Origin of the sequence: Anaerococcus sp. Marseille-P3915, from assembly GCF_900258475.1 — a bacterium.
GTDB classification, from domain to species: Bacteria; Bacillota; Clostridia; order Tissierellales; family Peptoniphilaceae; genus Anaerococcus; species Anaerococcus kampingae.
Genome location: NZ_LT984887.1, coordinates 601,803 through 623,661 on the forward strand (window position 1 = coordinate 601,803; position 21,859 = coordinate 623,661).

Sequence of the window (21,859 nt, forward strand, 5' to 3'; positions counted from 1 at the left end):
CCTCTTTCTATCTAGGGTTAACAATTGAATCAAACTTGTATTCCCCTTTTTCTATCTTCATAATTGATGCTGCCTTTTTAGGGTTGTTATTTTCATCAAAGGTGAAAGAACCTGTTATGCCTTTAAAATTTAAACCCTTTATTGCAGCGCATCTATCTGCGTTTGAATCAGACTGGGCTGCTTCAAAACCTTGTTTTATTATATAAACTGTGTCATAGCCTAGGGCTGAAAATGCAGTAGGATCTTCTCCATAAGTTTCCTTGTATTTACTTATAAATTCTTGAACCTTTGGATCAGTATCTTCAATACTAAAGTGATTGGTAAAGAAAGAATTTTCAATTACATCATAGCTTGATGGGTCCATTGTCTTTAAGATTCCATCCCAACCATCTCCACCCAAGAAAGCTGCATTGATATTTGCATTTCTTGCTTGTGGTGTAATAAGTGATAATTTCTCATAATATTCTGGCAATAACAATACGTCAGGATTTTTACCAGCTATAGTTGTAAGTTGGGCCTTAAAGTCTGTGTCATTTTCCCCATATGATTCATTGGCAACTATTTCAATACCTAGCTCTTCTGCCTTCTTTTCAAAGGCATCAGCTATACCTGTTGAATAATCACTTGCAGTATTTTCTAAGATTGCAGCTGTCTTTGCCTTTAAGCTATCTTTTGCATAAATTGCTAATAAATCACCTTGATAAGGGTTTGTAAAACATGTCCTAAAGACATTTGGTTTTCCTACGGTTATTGATTCTTCAGTACCTGTTGGGGTAATAACTGGTATGCCATCAGCTTGACTTGCTTCTGCTATCGCTTGTGATGGGCTTGAGGTATTTGTACCAATTACAGCTGACGCTCCATTTTCTACAAGCTTTCTATAACTAGTAACAGAATCTGTTAACTCTCCCTTATCGTCCAATGATTCTAGGCTAATCTTTTTACCATCTATTCCGCCATTGGCATTTATTTCTTCAACGGCCATCTTAATTCCATTTACAGTTGATACACCATAGTTGGAGTATTGACCTGTTAGCGGGAAAGTTGAGCCGATTTTTATAGTATTCTCATCAGCTACATTTTTATTATTTGTTCCGCTTCCACATCCTGTAAATATTGCTCCTGCTATAGCAATCATGGTTATAATTTTCTTGTTCATTTTTCCTCCTAATTATTTTTGGTAGAAAAAAACCTCCGTCTTTCCTACCCTATGGTAGAAGAGACGAAGGGTTGATTGTATAAATTTAACCTGCTCCGCGGTACCACTCTTCTTCATCAAACGATGCACTCTGATTATATAATGAATAACTCTGTAACGGGAGTTCCCGGCTACACCTACTAATCTTTCAATGCGCTGCTTCATGGCTAGTTCTAAGGCCCATCTTGATATTTCACACCAGCCAATATCTCTCTTTTAAGATAGGTTATCTTATAATATTCCATTTCTTAGCATTTATATTTACATATTATATATCCTAAAACCTACTTGTCAAATATTTTCTTAATAAAAATAGATTTATTTGGATATTTAATTATATGCTACCGCTGATTTCTATATTTTCCAGTCTCTTATTAATTATTTTCCAGCAAAAGCTAATATTCACTTTTTATTCTTGATGAATTTTTACAAATAATTATTTATTAGTACCTGCATCACTATCGAATTTGTACTCACCATTTTCTATTCTTATCATCTTAGCAGTTTTTACTGGGTTGTTGTTTTCATCATAGGTAAATGATCCTGTAACACCCTTAAATTCTACTTTCTTTAGGGCTTCTATTACCTTAGCCCATTCTGTAGTTCCTGCTGCTTCTACGGCTTGTTTATATAGGTAAACTGTGTCATAGCCTTCTGCTGCAAATGTTGATGGGTTTTCACCAAATTTTTCTTTATAGTTTTTTAAGAATGCTTGTACTTCTTCAGATGGGTCTTCTAGGGTAAATTGGTTTGAGAAGTATGAATTATCTAATGATGAAAAGCTTGATTCATCCATTACTGATAGGACTGTATCCCAGCCATCAGCGCCAACTAGAGTAGCTTCAATGCCAGCTTCCTTTACTTGAGGAGCTATTAAAGCTACCTTTTCATAATAATCAGGTATGAATAGGACATCTGGGTTTTGGCCTCTTACATTTGTAAGCTGAGCCTTAAAGTCTGTGTCGCTATCTCCATATGATTCATCTGCTACTACTTCCATGCCTAATTCTTTAGCCTTTTTCTCAAATACATCAGCAACTCCCATTGAGAAATCTGATGATTGATTACGTAGTATTGCAACCTTTTTAGCATTTAACTTTTCTTTTGAGAAGTTTGCTAGTACCTCACCTTGGAAAGGATCTGTAAAGCATGTCCTAAATACATTTGGCTTACCTTCTGTTATGTTTGCTTGAGTCGCTGTTGGAGTGATATATAACACTCCATCATTAACAGATGATTCTGCTATGGCTAAGGCTGGTTTAGATGGTACTCCACCAAAGATTGCATCTACCTTATCTTCCATGAGTTTGTTGTAGTTTGTAACAGCATCTGTTATCTCACCCTTATCATCATATTCTACCCAATCAACTTTTTTTCCGAGTATACCGCCATTTGCGTTTACTTCTTCTAGGGCAAGTTTTATACCATTATTAGTAGTTTGACCATAGATTGATAAAGGACCTGTTAAAGGGGCTGAGTTGCCAAGCTTTATAGTTTCGCTTGCTTCTTGCTTATTTGCTCCATCTGCCTTTTTGCTTTCGTTTCCACCTTCATTGCCGCAGGCTGATAAAAATAATCCTGCTAGTAACATTCCAACTGCAAATTTTTTTCTTAAATTCATAATTTCCTCCATTATTTTTGGAATAAAAAAACCTCCGTCTCTTTATCCCTACTGGTTAAAGAGACGAAGGGTAATAAACAAATTTTTACACTCCGCGGTACCACTCTTTTTCATCTAATGATGCACTTAGTTTCATTTAATGAATAGCTCTGTAACGGGAGCTCCCGCACTTACCTACTTTTCGGTAAGAAAACTCAGTGGTGATTTTCGTTAGTTTCATCTTGCTAGTTCGCACCAACCACTAGCTCTCTTGAAGATTATCCTAATTACTCTTCCACATCAACGCTTTTGTATTTGATAGTTCATATTATATAACCCCTTTTATTATTTGTCAAATAAATTTATCATATTTATTTATAATACTTAATTATTATAAGTTACCCCTCATCATAATGATTGAAATATCAATAATACAAATAAAAAACCGCATACTCATTAATAAGTATACGGTATTTATTTATAAACCCAAAAGCACTGATGCTACTTCAAAATAAATTAAAAGTACACCTGTATCTACGATTGTTGTTATTAGTGGTCCAGCCATTACGGTTGGATCTATTTTTAGCTTATCAGCAATTAATGGCAAGAGTCCACCAATTACATTTGATAGAACTATTGTTAAAAATAATGTTATTGATACTGTTAAATTTACTGCAAGGCTTACATTATCTACTATTAGTATCCTTATAAAGTTGATAGCCACAAGTACTAGGGATACAAGTGTTCCTACCCTAGCTTCCTTAAATATAACTTTTAAGAAGTCTTTAGCAGATAGCTCGCCACTATATAATTGAGTCATAATTGTGGTTGATGCCTGGCTTCCAGCGTTTCCACCGGAGTCCATCAACATTGGTATATAGGCTGTAAGGGCTACAGCTTTGGCAAGTATTGATTCATATCTTTGAATAATAAAGCCTGTCATTGTAGCAGTAATTAGACAAATTACTAGCCAAGTTGTCCTATTTTTTGCAATGGTCCTGCTTGGTTCGTCTAGGTATGTTTCTGACTGATCAGAAATACCTGTTACGTTAGCAAAGTCCTCTTGCATCTCTTCGTGAACGATGTCGATAACATCTTCTGCTGGTACGATACCGATTAGTCTTCCTTCAGAATCTGTAACTGGCACCTCTCCTAGGTCATATTTGATAGATAGCTTAGCTACTACCTCTTGGTCATCTGTTGGGCTTACTGATGCTGTTATAGGCTCTGTGATAGATTCGATAGTCGCCTTTTTATTTCTAATAAGATCGGCTATAAATACAAATCCTATTAGTACTAAAGAATCATCTGTAACCCAGATTTGCTCTAGCTTTTCAGCATCTAAATCAGAATTCATGACCTTTTCCATAGCCTTAGCTGGAGATTCACTAGATTTTACAGATAGGAAGTTAACTGTCATTATAGAACCAACAGATTCCTCTGGATAGCCTAATAGCTCGTTAATAATAGTTCTCCTGGAATCTTCGATATGGCTTGTCATTAGCTTTTGAACCATATTTGCAGGTAATTCCTGGAGGGTATCTACAAGCTCATCTTCATCCAGTTCCTTAACTAGATCTTTGATATTTTCTTCAGATAAGATTGATAAAATCCTATCCTTATTTTCTGGTCTTAATTCTGTAAAAGCATCTGCTAAGAGATCCTTATTTAAAAGTTTAATCCAAATCGCTACAGATTTTTCTGGCAAAATCTCTAGCTTATCGGCGATATCTACAGGGTTCATTTGGTTGATTTCTTCTTGTAAGTTTTTAAGATTATCAACATCATATCTTCTCTCTGCCATTTTTACCTCATTTCTCTTTTATGTATAATGGCAAAAAGAATCGCCACTATACTAGTATCCTATTGTCTTAAAATCCGGGTCGGGCACAGCCTTATCCATTATTCCTCCTTAAACAAATTTGCCTATACCTTAATAAAGATATAGGCCTAATCTCATTTCTTATCTGTTCAGATTATACAGTTTTTATCTTTAAAATTCAATTTATGCAAATATTTTATCAATCAATCCATCTACTTCTTTTAGAGACCTTATCTCATAGTCAATATCTAAATTCAATGTATTTTCCAAAGCATTTGGATTAAACCAAACAGTCTTAATCTTAGACCTAATACCTCCAAGCATATCTGATGTTAGAGAATCACCTATAATTACATAATCATCTAGATTTCTTGAACCTATATGGTCAAATACATAGTCAAAAAATCTCTCATCAGGCTTTTCGTATCCTACAAGTTCTGAAATAAAAGATTTGATAAAAATCTTATTCAGGCCAGATCCATCAAGCTTGCCTCTTTGAGCAGTTAGAGAACCATTTGTCACAGCATATTGGTCATACTTGCCATGGAGTTTTTCGATAATCTCCTTGCCATATGGATTAAAGACATAGGTTTTGCCAAGCTCTTCTTGATAAGTCTTATTAAAATCGCTTGCTATAGATTCATCTATCCCATACTCAGCAAAGAAATCCTCAAATCTTCCGACAAGGACCTGTTCTCTAGTTACCTCGCCTCTTTCAAGCCTTTCCCAATATGACTTATTTATAAGCTTATAGGTCTTAATCATTTCATCACTAGGCTTATCCAAACCATATATATCAAAACACTCAAAAATCGCTCTAGTTTCTGCCAGGTCAAAATTTAAAAGTGTACCATCTATATCCCATAAAATTTTCTTCATACAATCTCCTTACCTATTTATCTTACCACAATTTAAAGCTATAACTATTTACAAAATTCTTCATAAGTGATAAGCTTATTTTAAAAGAGAGGTGCTTATGAAAAAAACAATAAAAATATTACTTGGCCTTGTAGGTATCATCTTACTAGCCTTTATACTTCTTTTAGTTTATCTGATGATTACAGAATATAAACCAAAAGATGTAGAAGAAATAGCAGTAACTGGAAGCAAAGACCAAAAACTAGAACAAGACCACGATTACAAGCTACTAACATGGAACATAGGTTATGCTGGCCTAGATAAAGACACTGACTTCTTTATGGATGGGGGCAAGATGGTCTTTCCTATATCAAAAGATCATGTAGAAAAGGCCCTAACAGGCATAGCAGACTCCATAAACAAAATTGACCCAGACCTATGTCTGCTCCAAGAAGTAGATAGCGACTCCAAGAGGACCTATCACATAAATGAAGTCGAATTTTTCGACAATAAATTAGACGGTATTTCAACCTTCGCCTACAATTACAAGGTAAATTTCGTACCAATTCCCTTCCCTCCAATGGGCAAGGTAAATTCAGGAATCTATACAAATTCCAAATACCAAATCGAATCATCCTTTAGGTACCAACAACCAATCCCACATAAGTGGCCTGTAAGGCTCGCTAACCTAAAAAGAGGCTTCAACGCCTCCTACCTACCAATCGAGGGAACTGATAAGCAACTAGTTCTTGTCAATGCCCACCTAGACGCCTACGAATCAGGCTCAAATGGAAGGCTTGCCCAAACCAAACAAATTCTAGCCTTCATGGCAGAAGAATACAAAAAGGGCAACTACGTAATAGTAGGTGGAGACTTTAATCAAGAACTAAGAGAAGGTCACAAAACAGACACACCAGAAGACATGTGGCATCCATCACCATTCCCTTATGAATATATGTCAGATGATTTCAAAACAGTCTTTGATAAGAACACAAACTCCTCAAGACTAAACCACAAGACATACGACCCAAACGACTCCTACGAATGCATAATAGATGGCTTTATAGTCAGCAAAAATGTCATAGTAAATAAAGTCGAAGGCCAAAAACTAGGTTTCGTAAACAGCGACCACAACCCAGTCCTCTTGCAATTCAAACTAGAAAAAGAAAATAAGTAAGACAAAGGCCCAAAGCATGATGCTTTGGGCCTTTCTTATCTAAAAATCAAGCCTATAAAGTTCATTTCCGTACTCTTTAAATCCAAATTTACTAAATAAATTAAGACTAGGCTCATTAAAATCATAAATTTCAGCCTTTAAATATCTAAGCCCCTTATCTTTAGCATAATCAATCAAACTTTTTAAAACAAGAGAACCAAGACCCTTGCCCCTATAATCCTTATCAAGAACAAGGGCAACCATACTATCATCAAAAATAGCACAATCACCAATAAGCTTATCATCATATTCTATATAAAATAAGTCCCCGTGCTTAGATAAATAAGAGTACATCCTAATAAGATCATCCAACTCATAAGCTTTCTGGACTCCATCAACCATCTTCACAGTAAGGGGATCTTTATACCAGGCTAAACTTACATCATAAGCAGGGAAATAATCTATTATTTCGATCTCTTTCATAAGTTTTTAAACCCTATACCAATCATTATCCAGAAGCTTTTCTATATTTTTCTCATTGTTTACAAAAATCTTGCCCTTATATGGGATTTCGTATTGGTAGACTTTGCCTAGGTGGTTGATTTTAAGGATATTCTTATATGAATAGTCTATGCTTATATCCTCTATCTCATTCCAGGCCATGAAGAGGAAGTCTTTTTTTAGTGAATTAGACATTTCTGATTCATAGATTCCCTTTGGGCCAAAATGTAAGATAAAGGTCCTGGTGCTATCAAATACATAATATAAATTGCTTAAGAGTAATTTTATAAGGCCCTTAGCGGCAGAATTATGCTTAAAAGCTACAAGGTAGGCTCCCTCATCTCCAAAGGCTTCTTTTACTTTTTCTTCTATTTCTTCATTTGAATTAAATAATAAACCCATAACTTCTCCTATTTAAATATAAATACTTCCTTGATATCTTTATCAAAAACCTTGCAAATCTTATAGGCTGTCTCAAGGGTCGGGCTTATCGTATTATTTTCATAAGCCATAATCGACCTGCGCTTAAGACCTACCATTTTTGCCAGGGCATTTTGAGAAAGACCCAATTCCTTCCTAAATTCCTTGATCCTATTATCTATTTCTACTTCTATCATAGAAAGCCCTTCTTTTTTGTTACATTTATAGTACTACTTATGTTACTTTTATAGTACTATATCTATAAAATTTATACAAGTATAAATAAAAAATCTCTAAACATTTTCATGCAAGAGATTAAAAAATTATAAATCGAAATATTTTTTTATACCGGAAAATTATGTGTTCATAATTAGTATTAATAGCAAAACTTGCATCAAAATCATGAGAGGCAGACCCATTTTATAATAAGCCTTCTCGGTCTTATGCCTAAAAACCTTCATACCAATAAGACCGCCGATAGACCCTCCAATAAAAGATAGGCCTAGCAAGAAACCATTTTTAAGTCTCCGCTTATTTCTATTTGCCCTGTTTTTGTCAAAGCCAAAGGCTAAAAAGCTTATAAGATTGATAAGCCCTAAATAAATCAATAAGTAAGGCTTATCCTCAAAAAATCCGACAAAATCAAAAGAAAGACTCGCCATATCCTTTCTAAAAAGCAAGAACAAAACAAGCTCAATCACAAAGCTAGCAAAGGCAAAAACCTTCAGACTAAGCCCATCCTTAGCTGTATTCCTATCAAAGATTAAAATCGCAAGGATAAGTCCCAAGGACCCACCACAAATCCCTAGCAAATAAAGAATTAAGGTCAAAATATTTTTTAAAATTCCAGTCCCAAGATTCTTATAAAGAATATATAAAACAAGTCCTAGTATATTGATCAGACCAAGATAAACAAAAATTTTATCCATCAATCTTCTCTAATCTAAAAATATTAATCACATCAGCATCAGGACAAGCAAAACGCACATCCCCAGCCCTAGACTTAGGGAGCTTGCCCCCATAACGGAGAATATCCACCATAGGAAATAGAGTATGCATAGCAAGAGAACAAAACTCTCCCCTATCAGTATCAAAATCCCAAGTTTGTCCAATCTGATATCCCTTATGACAAGGGCAATCCCCCTTCTTATCAACTAAAGTAATTTTAATTTTTGGTCTCATAATCTTCTCCTAACCAATACCACCTACAAAAATTGAGCCATATAAAATGGTAGGTAGTATATGTCCTTTTCCTTCTTAAAATCTTTATTATGGATCACATACTTATTTACAATATTCTTGGAATATTTTTTGGAAAATTCATCCAGTGATGTGTGCTTCCTATAATTAGAAGATTTTACCTCTACAGGGCTAATCTTATTAGCCTCTGTTATCAAATAATCTATCTCATAAGTCCTCTTTGCAGTCTTGCCATAATAAGTATGGTAAAAGAGCTTATATCCTTTAGCTGCGAATGTTTGTCCGACAATATTTTCATAAAGCAGACCTAAATTAGATGACAATTTATTAGAAAGGATCTTCTTATATATGACATTATCTGTAAAATCCCTATCCTTAAACATAAGAGTAACCATTAGCCCAGTATCAGCTAAATAAATCTTAAACTTATCAAGGTTTAAATTTCTAGATAGGCCCGTGCTAGGATCATTGGCATTATAGGCTATCAGTACGGTTTTAGACGCTTTAAGCTCAGAAATCTCTTCTAACAAATCACTAGCCCTTGAATTTTTAATAACGCTTGACACTTGATACCTAGATGAAGCCCTAGCCAACTCAGCAGGTATCGAATCAAAAAGTGTAGATATTTTTCCACTTGGATCAATCTTATAAAAGTCCTGCTCATAAAGATTAATTATATCCCTTTTAATTTGGTCCACCATCCTAAAATTATTAGTATCAATATAAGCCTTGATAGCCTGAGGCATACCACCCACAAGCATATAAAGCCTAAAAAGCCTCATCATATTCCTATTAGCATCCTCACCAAGAGGCTTTTTGCTAGTGAAGAATTTTTCAAGCATATTATTAGTTACACCTTCACCAGTAGCCCATAAAAATTCCTCAAAGTCCATAGGAAACATCTCAATTTTCCTCTCTTCACTAGGAATTAAAATACCTACAACATTTTTCTTGATTGAAATTAGTGACCCAGTCTCAATATAATCATACCTACCATCGGCAACAAGCTTTTTTATAGATTGACGAGCAAGAGGATTAAATTGAACCTCATCAAAGATAATCAAAGACTCTCTCTCATGGAGATCTACACCATAGTTTAATTGCAGCTGTAAAAATAAATAGTCCAAATCATTAACATCTTTAAAAAGATCAATAATGTGGCCTGGTGCAAAAGCAAAATCAATCAAAATATAGGACTTATACTCAGCCTTAGCAAACTCTTCAGCAATAGTAGATTTCCCAACACGCCTAGCTCCTTCAATCAAGAGAGCTGTAGTCCCTTTGGAAGAATCCTTCCAATCTAGAAGGTCCTTATAAATCTTTCTTTTAAACATATAAACCACCTATCTTACAAATACGCATTATAATTTATATCATTATACCACAAATACGCAATAGAATAAATGCCATTTATCTACAGATACGCAATAGAAATAATACGATTTTACCGCAAATACGCATTAAAAATAAAAAAATATAATTATCACCTAAAATTCGGACAGAAGTTTTCGCAGAAAACCACCTTTCCCTTGCTTCGAGCGAAGACAAGCCCGTCGGCTCCAGGAGACAAGTCTATTAGAATTACTATGCTGTCATTATTTATTCAAATCAAAGAACAACTATATATACTCTTCGCAAAAGTAACATTTTGTTCGTAGTATTTCTAATAATTTAAGTGTTCGTAATAGTTTTCTCCACTCGCAAGCTCGGTCGAAACAAGGGAAAGGTAGAAAGCTCGGACGTCATCAACCTCCCTTCTCGAACGTAGTGAGAGAACTCATAGCTATTTACATATAGAGTTCTATATTTACATCGGCATTAGGTAAATATGAACAACACCCTATAACAAAAGAAGTTTTCGAAGAAAACTACCACTTCCATAATTCTTCTAAAACAACAGATTCCTCCACTACGGTCGAAATAAGGGAAAGAGAAGGTATCTATATGAGCGGAAGAAAATATGACGTGGCAAAGAAAAACAACAATCTCGGTTCTCATTATTTATTACATTCATCGCTCAAATAGTTTCTTGTTGAAGTCGACTAAAAAGGGGCTTAAATAGCCCCCAGCACTTATTTTCCATTAGCAACACTTACTATTGCATCAGTTAAAACCTTTGAAAAATTAATATTTAATTTATTTCCTAGATCGTTCGACCATTTAGGAATTGATAGGGTTTTTTTCACAAGTTCCTGGCTTGCAAAATAGTCCTTCAAGTCTACATATACCATTGATACAAAAGACTTATCCTCATCATAGTAGCCATCAAACTCTGGATCATCTTTAAAAGGAAATTCATCTTTGATTGTTAAATCCTTAATTGATGATTTGCTTGGAAGTCTGCCTTGTGTTTCCACAAGGTCACTTGCTAATATTCCTAGATAATCACTCGCCATAAATAAGGCATCTTCAATAGTATCACCTTGTGTACCTGCCCCTTCCAAATCTGGAAAGTAAACAAAGTAACCACTTTCTTCTGGTGTATAATAAAAAATTGCAGGATAAGAAACTAACATAATATACCTCTCCTTTTTTAGGAATTGGGACTATAAAAGCCCCGCATCCTTTAAAATACCACGCTCAGTTCCCTTTTTAAGTTCACCATGTGGTATGATAATAGGTCTTGGAAGTCCGGGCTTAGTCATTTTTACATGACTCCCTTTACCTCCATCTACTTTTATAAAACCATGTTTTTTAAGTAGCTTGACCATTTCATTTTGTGTCATCGGCATTTTTATACCTCCTGACACATTTATTATACTACGTATTAATACGTGGTGTCAATTCTAACTTCATCGAATGAACCTATTTCAATATTTTTGCAAAACAAAAGATTTCTCCACTCGCTACGCTCGGTATAAACACGGGTAGGCAGGGAAATTCGTTGCATTATAGTAAAATAAAAAAATCTGGATTGTCACTGCTCTCCTTCTCAAACGCAGTGAGAGAACCCATGGTTCTTTATGTATTTGGTTCTGTAACTACATCGGTATTAGGTAACTATAACCATAGCCTTATAACAACAAAAGTTTTCGAAGAAAACATCTCCTTCGCTTTCATCGACCTAAGACAAGCCCGTCGGCTCTCAGAGACATGTCTATTAGAACTTCTAGTCGTTATTACTTTCTTAAATCAAAGCACAACTACATATACTCTTCGTATAAGTAACATGTCGTTCATGGTTTTTCTTAAAATTTGAGTATACGTAATAGGTTTCTCCACTACGGTCGAAACAAGGGAAAGGTATAAAGCTCGGACGTCACCAACCTCCCTTCTCGAACGTAGTGAGAGAACTCATGGTTCTGTTTATAGATGATTTGGTAATTACATCGGCATTAAGTCTATATTGCTATCACCTAATATAACAATAAAAGTTTTCGAAGAAAACTATCTCTACCAAAATTCTTCTAAAACAACAGATTTCTTCACTCGCAGGCTAGGTCGAAACAAGGGTGTTGAAATATAGCTCGGACGAAACAAGGGAAGAAAGAAAACTCAGTTGTCGCCACTAACCTTCTCGAGTGAAACGAGAGAACTCATGGTTCTTTTAATAAAGGGTTCTGTATCTACATCGGCAATAGGTAAATATAACCATCACCTTATAATAACAAAAGTTTTCGAAGAAAACTATCTCTACCAAAATTCTTCTAAAACAACAGATTTCTCCACTCGCTAGGCTCGGTCGAAACAAGGGTGTGGAAATACAGCTCGGTAGAAACAAGGGAGCAGAAAAAAACTCCCCAAACCCAACTCTGGGTCTGAGAAGTTTGTCTTATCTCAATAAGTCTGATCTGATGTAGCCTTCACGGCCGTTAAATCTTACCTTGGACCAAGCTACTCCGTCTTGGTAGATTTCTTCTATGAAGTCAACTTTGCTTTCAGCTGGCACTGATAATATAAAGTTTTCTTCAAATGAAGTTGGGCCTTCTCTTAGGTTGGCTAGAACATTTGTTGTCCTAGTTTGCTGATTAGGCTGATTTTTATTAGCTTGAGCTTGGTTTTGCTCAGGTTTTTCAGCTGGTTTCTTAGCTTCTTCCTTCTTAGGCTCTTCTTTCTTCTTTTCTTCCTTAACTTCTTCGGCTGGCTTTTCTTCCTCTTTGCCTTCTATATTATCAAATACAGACTCTACTTTTACATCTCTTTTCTCATATACTTCTTCCTCTTTGCTGCATGATGCAAGCAAGACAAGGGCAAAAAGAGTTAAAATTATATTTCTTAATTTCATTTCTTTCTCCAAAAATCAAATATAGATCTTTTCTTCTTTTTAGCTTCCTTAATCTGGTCATATCCTGAGCCTATATACTCATTATCCAGAATCTTTTGTGGATTAGTTTGAGATAATATTTTAAACTTATCCTCCCCTATTATATCAATGATTTCTCTTTTTTCATCCATGATATTTGGGCTTCTCCACTCTGATTGGTGGGCATCAGTTCCTAGGAAATGGACCATATTTCTCTCGAATAAGGTCCTTGTGGTCCTTTGGCTTGAGACTATTGATGAGTAATTGACCTGGATTAGAGCTCCCATCTTGATGAAATCTAGAAGATAGTCAGGATTTTCCTTGACATAGGCATATCTTTCAGCATGGGCAATGATTGGAACCAAGCCCTCCAGCTGAATGTTAAAAATCAAATCCTTAAGAAATAGGGCCTTGTTCATAAAGGGCAATTCCAATAGAACATACCTGCTATCAGCAAGTTTGTTTAGACTACCATCATTTATAAGCTTGACAGTATTTGGCTCTACCTGGATTTCATGGCCTGGATAAATTTTAAAATCCATGCCTCTTTTTGCAATCTCTGCATTAAGGATGGCAGCTTTTTCTCTAATCTCGTCAGGGTCAACCATATATCTAGACCTATCGAAGTGGCTTGTGGCAATAGTTTTTGTAAAGCCATTAGCCAGGTAGATTTCAACCATCTTCATCGATTCTTCAATCGATCTAGACCCATCATCCACGCCATAGATAATATGGCAGTGTGTATCAATCATTAATAGTATCCCTTATAATTAAATTCTTTTACATCAGCAAAGGTAAGGACAGCACCAATAACCTTGGCATTAACCTTCTTTAGATTATCAAGGGCTCTAGCTATCTCTTCCTTTTTGGTGTCGTTGGATTTAATTGCAAAAATCATACCATCGCAGAAGGTAGACACAATTGATGCATCTGTAAATAGACCTACTGGAGGTGTGTCTATAAATACATAGTCAAAAGACTGGGATAATTCATTGACCAAGTCTTTGATATGGTTAGAAGCTAAAATCTCAGCTGGGTTAGGTGGTGTTGGACCTGAAAGAAGCAAGAAAAGATTCTCCTGACCCTTATCCCTATAAAGGGCCCTATCAAGCTCAAGCTTACCTGTAATAACATTGGTAAGACCCACGTTATTATCAATACCAGCCACAACACCTAGCTTAGGAGCTCTAAGGTCGAAATCCATTAGGACAACCCTCTCGCCATTTTCGGCAAAAGATTGGGCAAGTTTGTAGACTACAGTAGTCTTACCCTCACTAGGCTTAGAAGAAGTCATAGCAATTATTTTATTTTTATGATCAATATCTGAAAATTGGATATTAGTTCTAACAGAACGAATAGCCTCATCATATAGACTTGAATTGTAATAAGAATGTTTTTTAGCCATAATCTCCCCCTACTTTCTTACCTTGTGCTTATCAGGAATCAGACCAAGAACAGGAATATCAAATGCCTCAGTCACTTCTTCGCTAGTCTTAACCCTAGTATTAGATAGCTCCATAATAAGAGCAATACCAATACCCAAAATAAAGCCGAGCATAACACCTATAGCGGTATTTCTCATAACATTTGGTGAAGATGGTGCTTCAGGCAAGGTCGCCTTATCTAGGATTTGGACATTGTCCACATTCATAATCTGAGTAATAGAATCCTTAAAGATCATAGAAGTCTCATTGGCAATATCAGCTGCCCTTTGAGGTATGGTATCGACGACCTGGACAGAAATAATCTGAGTATCCTTAACAGGCTCGATAGATACCTTATTAGAAAACTCCTCATAATCCATATCAAGGTTAAGGTTAGCAATAACCTTATCAGCAATCCCCCTAGATTTAACAATCTCAGAATAAGTAGAAACTAAAGCCCTGTTAGCATTAATCTGACTAAGCTCCACATCTGCTTGCGGATTGTTTTGATCAACATTTTGTTTAGAGCTACTAACAATCATAGAAGTATTAGCCTCATACTTCGGACTAATCACATACTTAGAAAGCCCAAAAGCCCCCGCTCCCGCCAGGATAGCAAGAATCAGAATCAGTAAGCTATGCTTAAGAATCTGCTTACCCAATTCCAATAAATCAATTTCTTGTTCGTTCATTAAAATCTCCTCGTAAATATTTCTTTGTATAATAATTTAGTATGAAAAAATACTATATCTAACTACTATTTTATAATAAATTGACTTAAATTTCAATGATTATTTGCATTTATATCAATAATCCATCTATTTTTATTATTAAATCCTATAAGTCAATTTAATTCATCTATAAAACAATCAAAGTTATTTTAAATAACACTATTTATAAATTTTATCTATGAGATATTATTTTTGACGTTTTAATTGACTTTGTGAAGTCTTATAATATGATATAAATGATAAAATGAAAGGAATTAGATATGAAAAAACTATCACTAGATAAATTAGCAGATACTATTAGTATAAATAGGAAAAAATTAAAAATAACCCAGCAAGACTTGGCTGATAAGACAGGTATAAACAGATCTATGATAAGCAGAATAGAAGCATGTGATTATATGCCAAGTATAGACCAGCTTCAGGCTATAGCAGAAGTTCTCGATTTTGAACCTGTAGATCTATTCATAGAAGAGAAAAAATCTCACGCTCATAAGTCATTAGATAAAAAATATAAGATAGCTGTTGCAGGCACAGGCTATGTAGGTATGTCTATAGCTACTCTATTAGCTCAACACAATTCTGTAACAGCTGTGGATATCATTCCTGAAAAAGTTGATATGATAAATAATAAGATATCCTCTATTCAAGATGACTATATAGAAAGATACCTAGCCGAAAAAGACCTTGACCTAGTGGCAACACTTGATGGAGAAGCAGCCTATAAGGATGCCGACTTTGTAATAATAGCAGCTCCAACAAACTACGACAGCAAAAAGAACTTCTTTGATACGTCGGCTGTAGAAGATGTAATAGAATTAGTCCTAAAGGTCAATCCTGATGCCATGATGATTATTAAATCTACCATACCAGTTGGCTATACCAAGCATGTAAGGGAAAAATATCATACAAAAAATATAATATTTAGCCCAGAGTTCTTAAGAGAATCCCAAGCTCTCTATGACAATCTCTACCCATCTAGGATAATAGTATCTTGTGATGATGACTCAAGAGAAGCGGCAGAAATATTTGCCACTCTCCTAGAAGAAGGAGCTATAAAGTCAGATATAGATATCCTATACTTAGGCTTTACGGAAGCTGAAGCAGTTAAGCTATTTGCAAATACTTATCTAGCCCTAAGAGTGTCCTACTTCAACGAACTAGATACCTATGCAGAAAGCAAAGGCCTAAATACAGAAGAAATAATCAAAGGAGTCTGCCTAGACCCTAGAATAGGAGACCACTACAACAACCCATCCTTTGGCTACGGTGGATATTGCCTACCAAAAGATACCAAGCAGCTCTTAGCAAACTTCGACCAAGTCCCACAAAACATGATATCAGCAATAGTTGATGCTAATAGCACAAGAAAAGACTTCATAGCTGATCAAGTATTAGAAATAGCGGGCGCTTATGCAGCAAATAGTAAATGGGACCCTGAAAAAGAAGAAAATAAAATAATAGGTGTTTATAGACTTACAATGAAATCAAATTCAGACAACTTCCGCCAATCATCAATCCAGGGTGTTATGAAAAGAATAAAGGCAAAGGGAGCTGAAGTTATAATCTACGAACCTACCCTAAAAGATGGAGAAACATTCTTCGGGTCAAAAATTGTAAATAATTTGAATAAATTCAAAAAAATGAGTCAGGCTATTATAGCTAATAGGTATGATTCAGAATTAGATGATGTGAAAGATAAAGTATATACTAGAGATATATTTAAAAGAGATTAATTTTAATGAAATCTGAAATAGATATATTTAAAGAAGACTTAATTAATTATTTTTCATTGGAAAATACCAACGAAAAAATACAATTAGGAAATTCTTTAATTAAAACATGGAGAGAAAGTAAAAACAAATTTGAGCATTTAAATACTCATATATACCTAGTAGTTCGTGATTTATTATCGGTTTGTTATTCACAGAATAATTACTCACCCATATATGATATATATAAAATTATTTGTGATCTTCCTTACTTCAAAGATGAGAGTAATTCTAATAAATTTATTATTAGAAATATTGTAATCAAGTCTTTACTTATAAAGTACTTAGAGACAGAGAGAAGTGATTTATTTCAAATAGCTAAGAAGCTAATACAAGAAAATAAAATAATAAAGGATGAAGTATTTTTTGATTTTATAAATCTTAGTTATTTTGATGCATTGAAAAATGAATTAAATAACTTTAACATGAATATTGATTTCATTACATCAATCCAAAATAATAATATATGGACAGAAATAACATTTATTTTACCTTTTCCATTGAAGTTATCAGAAATTCAATATAAATATAAAATTGATAAATTAAATGTTACTGTATCAACCGAACTATTTCAATCTGAAAATAAAGATAAGCTTAATATTAAATCAAATTCTGGTGCATTAGAAATGAAATATGATAAATATGGTCTTGTTACAAATACTGAGGTTAAGATTTGTGTTAATAAATATATGTCTATTGATAAACAGGTAAATATATTTCAAACTGACGAAAAATATCAAATTTCTGAACTATTACATGAGGCAATTTTTATATTAAATAAAATAATTGATTCGCGAAGAATAATTGGTGACAACTTTTGGCTGAATAATATCAATATGTTCATGATTAAAAGTGTATCAGCCAGAATTTTTACCCCAAAATATGAAATAAGAAATATACCATTCTATAGTGGGCATAGTTATCAATTAAGTGATAGTTACAAATATAACTCAAAAGGTGAAATGATTGAGATTAATAATAATATTAATCTACTAAATAATAAATTACTTTGGAAGTTAGCCCTTGCAGATAGTAAATCATATCTGCTTATCAATAGACTTGAAGAATCAATAATACAATTAAATATTTCATTAGAAAATTTCTTTAATACTGTCGTAAGTGAATTGTTAAAAAAATATATGGACAATACAGACTATAATAACTTTATAAACGGAGTAATTGACTATTCTAAATCAGAGCTTGAAAGCATAATAGAATATGATCAATTTGTATCATTAAAAACTAAAAATATTATAAAAGAACTCAAACCATCTATATTTCAGTATATTAAATACTACTATAAATATGTACCAGAAAATAACAGAATAGATTGTAGCAAAACTCAAATAATATCGTCTGTTAAAAAAATTAGAAAATACAGAAACGATATAGTACACGGTAATAATTTTGAACCTATAACAACGGAGCATGTATCAGAAGCTATAAATGAATTTGAAAATTTAAGTAACAAATTTTTATTAAGTAAAGAACTTTAAAATACAAATTAAGTTAAATTAAAAAAGGAAAATTATGAACAATATAGACTTAAAAAATAAAACAATATTTATAACAGGCTCTGCTGGCTTTATCGGCAGCAACCTTGTTTTAGAACTTTTAAAAACCCAATCCCCTATAAATATAGTGGGAATAGATAATATGAACGATTATTATGATGTAAACATCAAAAAATGGAGACTTAAAGAAATCGAAAGATGTTTAGAAAATCATGATGATTCATCCTATACCTTCTACCAAGAAGATATAGCAGATAAGGAAATAATTGATAAAATATTTAAAGAGCATGAGCCAGATATAGTTGTAAACCTAGGTGCCCAAGCAGGAGTACGTTACTCAATTTCCAACCCAGATTCCTATATCCAATCAAATATGATAGGGTTTTATAATATTCTTGAAGCCTGCCGCCATTCTTACGACAATGGAGCAAAAGGAGTAGAACACTTAGTATACGCTTCTTCATCATCTGTATATGGATCAAATAAAAAAGTGCCTTATAGTACGGATGATAAGGTAGACAATCCAGTATCACTTTATGCAGCAACAAAAAAATCTAACGAACTAATGGCCCATGCCTATAGCAAGCTTTATAATATCCCATCAACAGGCCTAAGATTTTTCACAGTATATGGACCAGCAGGCAGACCAGACATGGCCTACTTCGGATTTACAAACAAACTCCTTAAGGGAGAAACTATAGAAATATTCAACTACGGAAATTGTAAAAGAGACTTCACCTATATAAATGATATAGTAGAAGGGGTAAAAAGAGTAATGCAAAAAGCACCAGAAAGAAGAAATGGTGAAGATGGATTACCAATTCCACCATACAAGGTATATAATATAGGAAATAACAATCCAGAAAACCTCCTAGACTTCGTAGAAATCCTACAAGAAGAGTTAATAAGAGCAAAAGTCCTCCCAGAAGATTATGACTTTGAATCTCACAAAAAATTAGTCCCAATGCAGCCTGGCGATGTACCTATCACATACGCCGACACAAGACCACTTGAAGAAGATTTCTGTTTTAAACCTGATACTAGCCTTAGAGAAGGTATTAGGAAATTTGCTGAGTGGTATAAAGAGTTTTATAAAATATAACATTCAAATAAAAAATTTCGTTATAAATGGATCACTATTTATAGCGAAATTTTTATTTTACATATCTAGTTTTTATAATTAATAAAATTATTATTAATATAGTCTTTAGTAGCGTGTTGATTTGGGATAATTTTACCTGGATTACCTATTACTATCGAGTGATCAGGTACATCAAAATTAATATATGAATTTGGTGCAATCAATACATCATTCCCAACTCTAATCTTTCCTACTATTGTTGAATTGATACCTATCCATACCTCATCACCTATTATAGGCACACCTTTTTTCTTTCCCCTATTTTCTTGACCGATTGTTACACCCTTATGAATATTACAATTATTTCCTATGGTTACATTAGGATTAATAGTTATAGCAAATGGATGTCCTATATATAAAGCATAGCCTATTTTGGCATCAGCTGAAATTTCAATAAAATTTTTATTCCTATTTACCACAAATAAAATCTTGTAAACAAATTTCATTACTCGATTATTAGTAGCTTGGTATTTTCTAAAATATTTCTGAAATTTAGGTAACTATTTTTATTTTCTCCATATCTAAATATATCAGATTCTAATTTCTTATCCATTACTTTAATCCTTTCATTTTATCATTTTAAATTATAAAAATTCTATCATATAATATTTAATGGCATAAATAGATTACAAAAAATAGGAGTAGTTAAACTGACCTTTTTTACATAATTACACGTATTCTATTAATAAAAGTAAGACCTTAAGAATTTTAAAATTTACTTAAGGTTTTTTATGATCTCAAACTTGTCGATTAATTAAATCTTACTTCATATAAAAAATCAAAATTTTATTCTAATCTTTGAAAATATACTTTTTATATATGTCTTATAAAAAATAAAGTTAATTAAAAACATAAAAAAAATTGAAATTAAAGAAACTTTGAAAGCATAGATTATCCAAGTAATCCATGTTAAATCTTCTATCTTAAATAAATTACCAATTAAAATAATTACTAAAACAGTTATAATATCTATCATAAATTGTTTTATAAAGTTACTAAACGGCCAATGAATGAGATTCTTAGAGTCATATATTGCCATCCATATTGTTTGATAAAACATTGCAACTAATGTTCCAACGGCTACACCAGCTAGTCCTAAAAACTTAACTAATACTATCGAGATAACAATATTTAATATTGATGCCACTACATAATTACTTTGTGTTTCTTTATAATGGCCCCCAGCTAGTATAAGTAAATTATACGGTAATCTCAAACAGTGCCCTGCATTAGCCGCAACTATTAGCATTGAAAATACTGGTTGAATATAATTAGCATCGTGTATTCCTGCTGTGTATATTGCTACAAATGGGACAATTAGAACACTTGTTACACCGAATATAAAAATAGTACCTGTATGAATACTCCATTCAACCCAGCCAAAGAAATTTCCTAACTTTTCTAACTCATTTTTTGCAAGCATCTCACCCATTAGTGACTGAATACCATTAGTCATAGATAAAAGTAATCTTTTTACACCAGATACAACCAGATTATATACTGAATAAATTGAGACAGCTTGAAGTCCCATAAAAATCGTAAGAACAATATTATCAGTTCCATCTAAAATAACTGCAGCAACGTGTTGAGCAATACCATTCCATTTTTGCTTAATTGGTTCTCCAGTATATTTTATCTTCCAATCAATATTGTAATTTCTCTTTACATAAACCGAAAGAATAAGTGGTCTAAAAAGATATATAAAAGACGTAGTTAGTTTTACTATGTGGATAGAAGCCCCTAATTTTATTAATATAAAACAAGCTAATGTATTTATAATTAAAGTAATTGTTTGTATATTATAAGAAAAGTAGCCCCTTTGGTTAGCTGTAACTAGCAAACTATTTACAATTCCAAAATAATATTGAGCAAAAGAACTTATACTTATTACGAGAATCATAGTAGCAGAATATAAGTATCCAAAATTACTCTTTGCAATTAATGGATAAGCAAACATAAGTATAATTACATAAATAAATAAAGTCCATGCTAGTCTAGTAAAAAACTTCTGTCCCGATACTACAATTTTACTAATTTCATTATCATCTTTACTTGCTAAAGGTCTATAAAGAGATGATTGGATAACAGCACCAACACCCAGCTCTAGAAAAGCTATAATAGCTAAAAATTGAGTGATAGAATTAATTAATCCATTTACCTCTGATCCGTAAGTTTGTAAAATTAATTTAGGTACCACAAACCCACATATTATAGTGGTTATTTGAAATACCAGTGATGAACTTGTGTTGAATGCTAAAAGTTTTCTTCTGTTCATTAAGATT

22 protein-coding genes and 2 other annotated features are annotated in these 21,859 nt (G+C 33.4%); of the genes, 4 read left to right on the forward strand and 18 right to left on the reverse strand.

Features of this window, described 5'->3' with window-relative positions:
- Window positions 1-7: 7 nt before the first annotated feature.
- The 4 genes from C8269_RS03005 to C8269_RS03020 all read right to left on the reverse strand — a co-directional run bounded on the left by C8269_RS03005 (window position 8) and on the right by C8269_RS03020 (window position 5,499).
- Window positions 8-1,159, reverse strand: coding sequence for an ABC transporter substrate-binding protein (locus C8269_RS03005; RefSeq protein ID WP_106460373.1), 1,152 nt, complete (start codon window positions 1,157-1,159; stop codon window positions 8-10).
- Between the two features lie 56 nt (window positions 1,160-1,215).
- Window positions 1,216-1,457, reverse strand: a binding site (T-box leader).
- Window positions 1,458-1,634: 177 nt separating this feature from the next.
- Window positions 1,635-2,819, reverse strand: a complete 1,185-nt coding sequence (locus C8269_RS03010) for an ABC transporter substrate-binding protein (RefSeq protein WP_106460374.1) — start codon at window positions 2,817-2,819, stop codon at window positions 1,635-1,637.
- A gap of 56 nt (window positions 2,820-2,875) precedes the next feature.
- Window positions 2,876-3,111: a binding site (T-box leader), on the reverse strand.
- A gap of 165 nt (window positions 3,112-3,276) precedes the next feature.
- Window positions 3,277-4,602, reverse strand: a complete 1,326-nt coding sequence (mgtE, locus tag C8269_RS03015) for a magnesium transporter (RefSeq protein ID WP_106460375.1) — start codon at window positions 4,600-4,602, stop codon at window positions 3,277-3,279.
- Window positions 4,603-4,803: 201 nt separating this feature from the next.
- Complete coding sequence (locus tag C8269_RS03020) at window positions 4,804-5,499, reverse strand: YjjG family noncanonical pyrimidine nucleotidase (protein ID WP_106460376.1); 696 nt, start codon at window positions 5,497-5,499, stop codon at window positions 4,804-4,806.
- A gap of 97 nt (window positions 5,500-5,596) precedes the next feature.
- Between C8269_RS03020 and C8269_RS03025 the strand changes: the two genes are divergently transcribed.
- Window positions 5,597-6,655: an endonuclease/exonuclease/phosphatase family protein gene (locus C8269_RS03025; protein WP_106460377.1), complete on the forward strand. Its 1,059-nt coding sequence runs from the start codon at window positions 5,597-5,599 to the stop codon at window positions 6,653-6,655.
- Between the two features lie 39 nt (window positions 6,656-6,694).
- On the opposite strand, the gene C8269_RS03030 is transcribed toward C8269_RS03025, so the two are convergent.
- From C8269_RS03030 to C8269_RS03085, 12 genes are all read right to left on the reverse strand, one after another.
- Window positions 6,695-7,117 (reverse strand): GNAT family N-acetyltransferase, encoded by a 423-nt coding sequence (locus C8269_RS03030; protein ID WP_106460378.1) that lies wholly within the window; start codon window positions 7,115-7,117, stop codon window positions 6,695-6,697.
- 6 nt (window positions 7,118-7,123) lie between these two features.
- A complete protein-coding gene (locus C8269_RS03035) occupies window positions 7,124-7,537 on the reverse strand; it encodes a histidine kinase (RefSeq protein WP_106460379.1) in 414 nt (137 codons plus the stop codon).
- 8 nt (window positions 7,538-7,545) lie between these two features.
- A complete protein-coding gene (locus C8269_RS03040) occupies window positions 7,546-7,749 on the reverse strand; it encodes a helix-turn-helix transcriptional regulator (RefSeq protein ID WP_106461120.1) in 204 nt (67 codons plus the stop codon).
- Between the two features lie 162 nt (window positions 7,750-7,911).
- On the reverse strand, window positions 7,912-8,484 hold the full coding sequence (locus C8269_RS10855) for a DUF1294 domain-containing protein (RefSeq protein ID WP_199792148.1): 573 nt from the start codon (window positions 8,482-8,484) through the stop codon (window positions 7,912-7,914).
- Window positions 8,477-8,737, reverse strand: a complete 261-nt coding sequence (locus C8269_RS03050; RefSeq protein WP_106460380.1) for a TIGR04076 family protein — start codon at window positions 8,735-8,737, stop codon at window positions 8,477-8,479. Before C8269_RS03050 ends, C8269_RS10855 begins: the two co-directional genes overlap by 8 nt.
- Window positions 8,738-8,760: 23 nt before the next feature.
- Window positions 8,761-10,089 (reverse strand): ATP-binding protein, encoded by a 1,329-nt coding sequence (locus tag C8269_RS03055; protein WP_106460381.1) that lies wholly within the window; start codon window positions 10,087-10,089, stop codon window positions 8,761-8,763.
- 738 nt (window positions 10,090-10,827) lie between these two features.
- Window positions 10,828-11,271, reverse strand: a complete 444-nt coding sequence (locus C8269_RS03060) for a type II toxin-antitoxin system HicB family antitoxin (RefSeq protein ID WP_106460382.1) — start codon at window positions 11,269-11,271, stop codon at window positions 10,828-10,830.
- A gap of 30 nt (window positions 11,272-11,301) precedes the next feature.
- Complete coding sequence (locus C8269_RS03065) at window positions 11,302-11,481, reverse strand: type II toxin-antitoxin system HicA family toxin (RefSeq protein WP_267895192.1); 180 nt, start codon at window positions 11,479-11,481, stop codon at window positions 11,302-11,304.
- A 1,046-nt stretch (window positions 11,482-12,527) separates the two neighbouring features.
- Window positions 12,528-12,980 (reverse strand): SH3 domain-containing protein, encoded by a 453-nt coding sequence (locus C8269_RS03070; RefSeq protein ID WP_106460384.1) that lies wholly within the window; start codon window positions 12,978-12,980, stop codon window positions 12,528-12,530.
- A complete protein-coding gene (locus C8269_RS03075; protein WP_106460385.1) occupies window positions 12,977-13,750 on the reverse strand; it encodes a tyrosine-protein phosphatase in 774 nt (257 codons plus the stop codon). Before C8269_RS03075 ends, C8269_RS03070 begins: the two co-directional genes overlap by 4 nt.
- Window positions 13,750-14,403: a CpsD/CapB family tyrosine-protein kinase gene (locus C8269_RS03080; RefSeq protein ID WP_106460386.1), complete on the reverse strand. Its 654-nt coding sequence runs from the start codon at window positions 14,401-14,403 to the stop codon at window positions 13,750-13,752. The genes C8269_RS03075 and C8269_RS03080 overlap by 1 nt, the downstream gene beginning before the upstream one ends.
- Window positions 14,404-14,412: 9 nt before the next feature.
- Entirely contained in the window at window positions 14,413-15,114 is a 702-nt protein-coding gene (locus tag C8269_RS03085; protein WP_106460387.1) for a YveK family protein, read from the reverse strand.
- Between the two features lie 299 nt (window positions 15,115-15,413).
- Here C8269_RS03085 and C8269_RS03090 point away from each other — a divergent pair, with 299 nt between their 5' ends.
- From C8269_RS03090 to C8269_RS03100, 3 genes are read left to right on the forward strand one after another with little or no spacing between them, the layout of a single operon-like run.
- A complete protein-coding gene (locus tag C8269_RS03090) occupies window positions 15,414-16,886 on the forward strand; it encodes a nucleotide sugar dehydrogenase (RefSeq protein ID WP_106460388.1) in 1,473 nt (490 codons plus the stop codon).
- A 5-nt stretch (window positions 16,887-16,891) separates the two neighbouring features.
- Window positions 16,892-18,418, forward strand: a complete 1,527-nt coding sequence (locus C8269_RS03095; protein WP_106460389.1) for a hypothetical protein — start codon at window positions 16,892-16,894, stop codon at window positions 18,416-18,418.
- A 34-nt stretch (window positions 18,419-18,452) separates the two neighbouring features.
- A complete protein-coding gene (locus C8269_RS03100) occupies window positions 18,453-19,538 on the forward strand; it encodes a GDP-mannose 4,6-dehydratase (RefSeq protein WP_106460390.1) in 1,086 nt (361 codons plus the stop codon).
- Between the two features lie 65 nt (window positions 19,539-19,603).
- Here the strand turns inward: C8269_RS03100 and C8269_RS03105 are convergent, their stop codons facing one another.
- Both C8269_RS03105 and C8269_RS03110 read right to left on the reverse strand, forming a co-directional pair.
- A complete protein-coding gene (locus tag C8269_RS03105) occupies window positions 19,604-20,023 on the reverse strand; it encodes a serine O-acetyltransferase (RefSeq protein ID WP_106460391.1) in 420 nt (139 codons plus the stop codon).
- A 332-nt stretch (window positions 20,024-20,355) separates the two neighbouring features.
- Window positions 20,356-21,852 (reverse strand): lipopolysaccharide biosynthesis protein, encoded by a 1,497-nt coding sequence (locus C8269_RS03110; RefSeq protein ID WP_106460392.1) that lies wholly within the window; start codon window positions 21,850-21,852, stop codon window positions 20,356-20,358.
- Window positions 21,853-21,859: the final 7 nt, after the last annotated feature.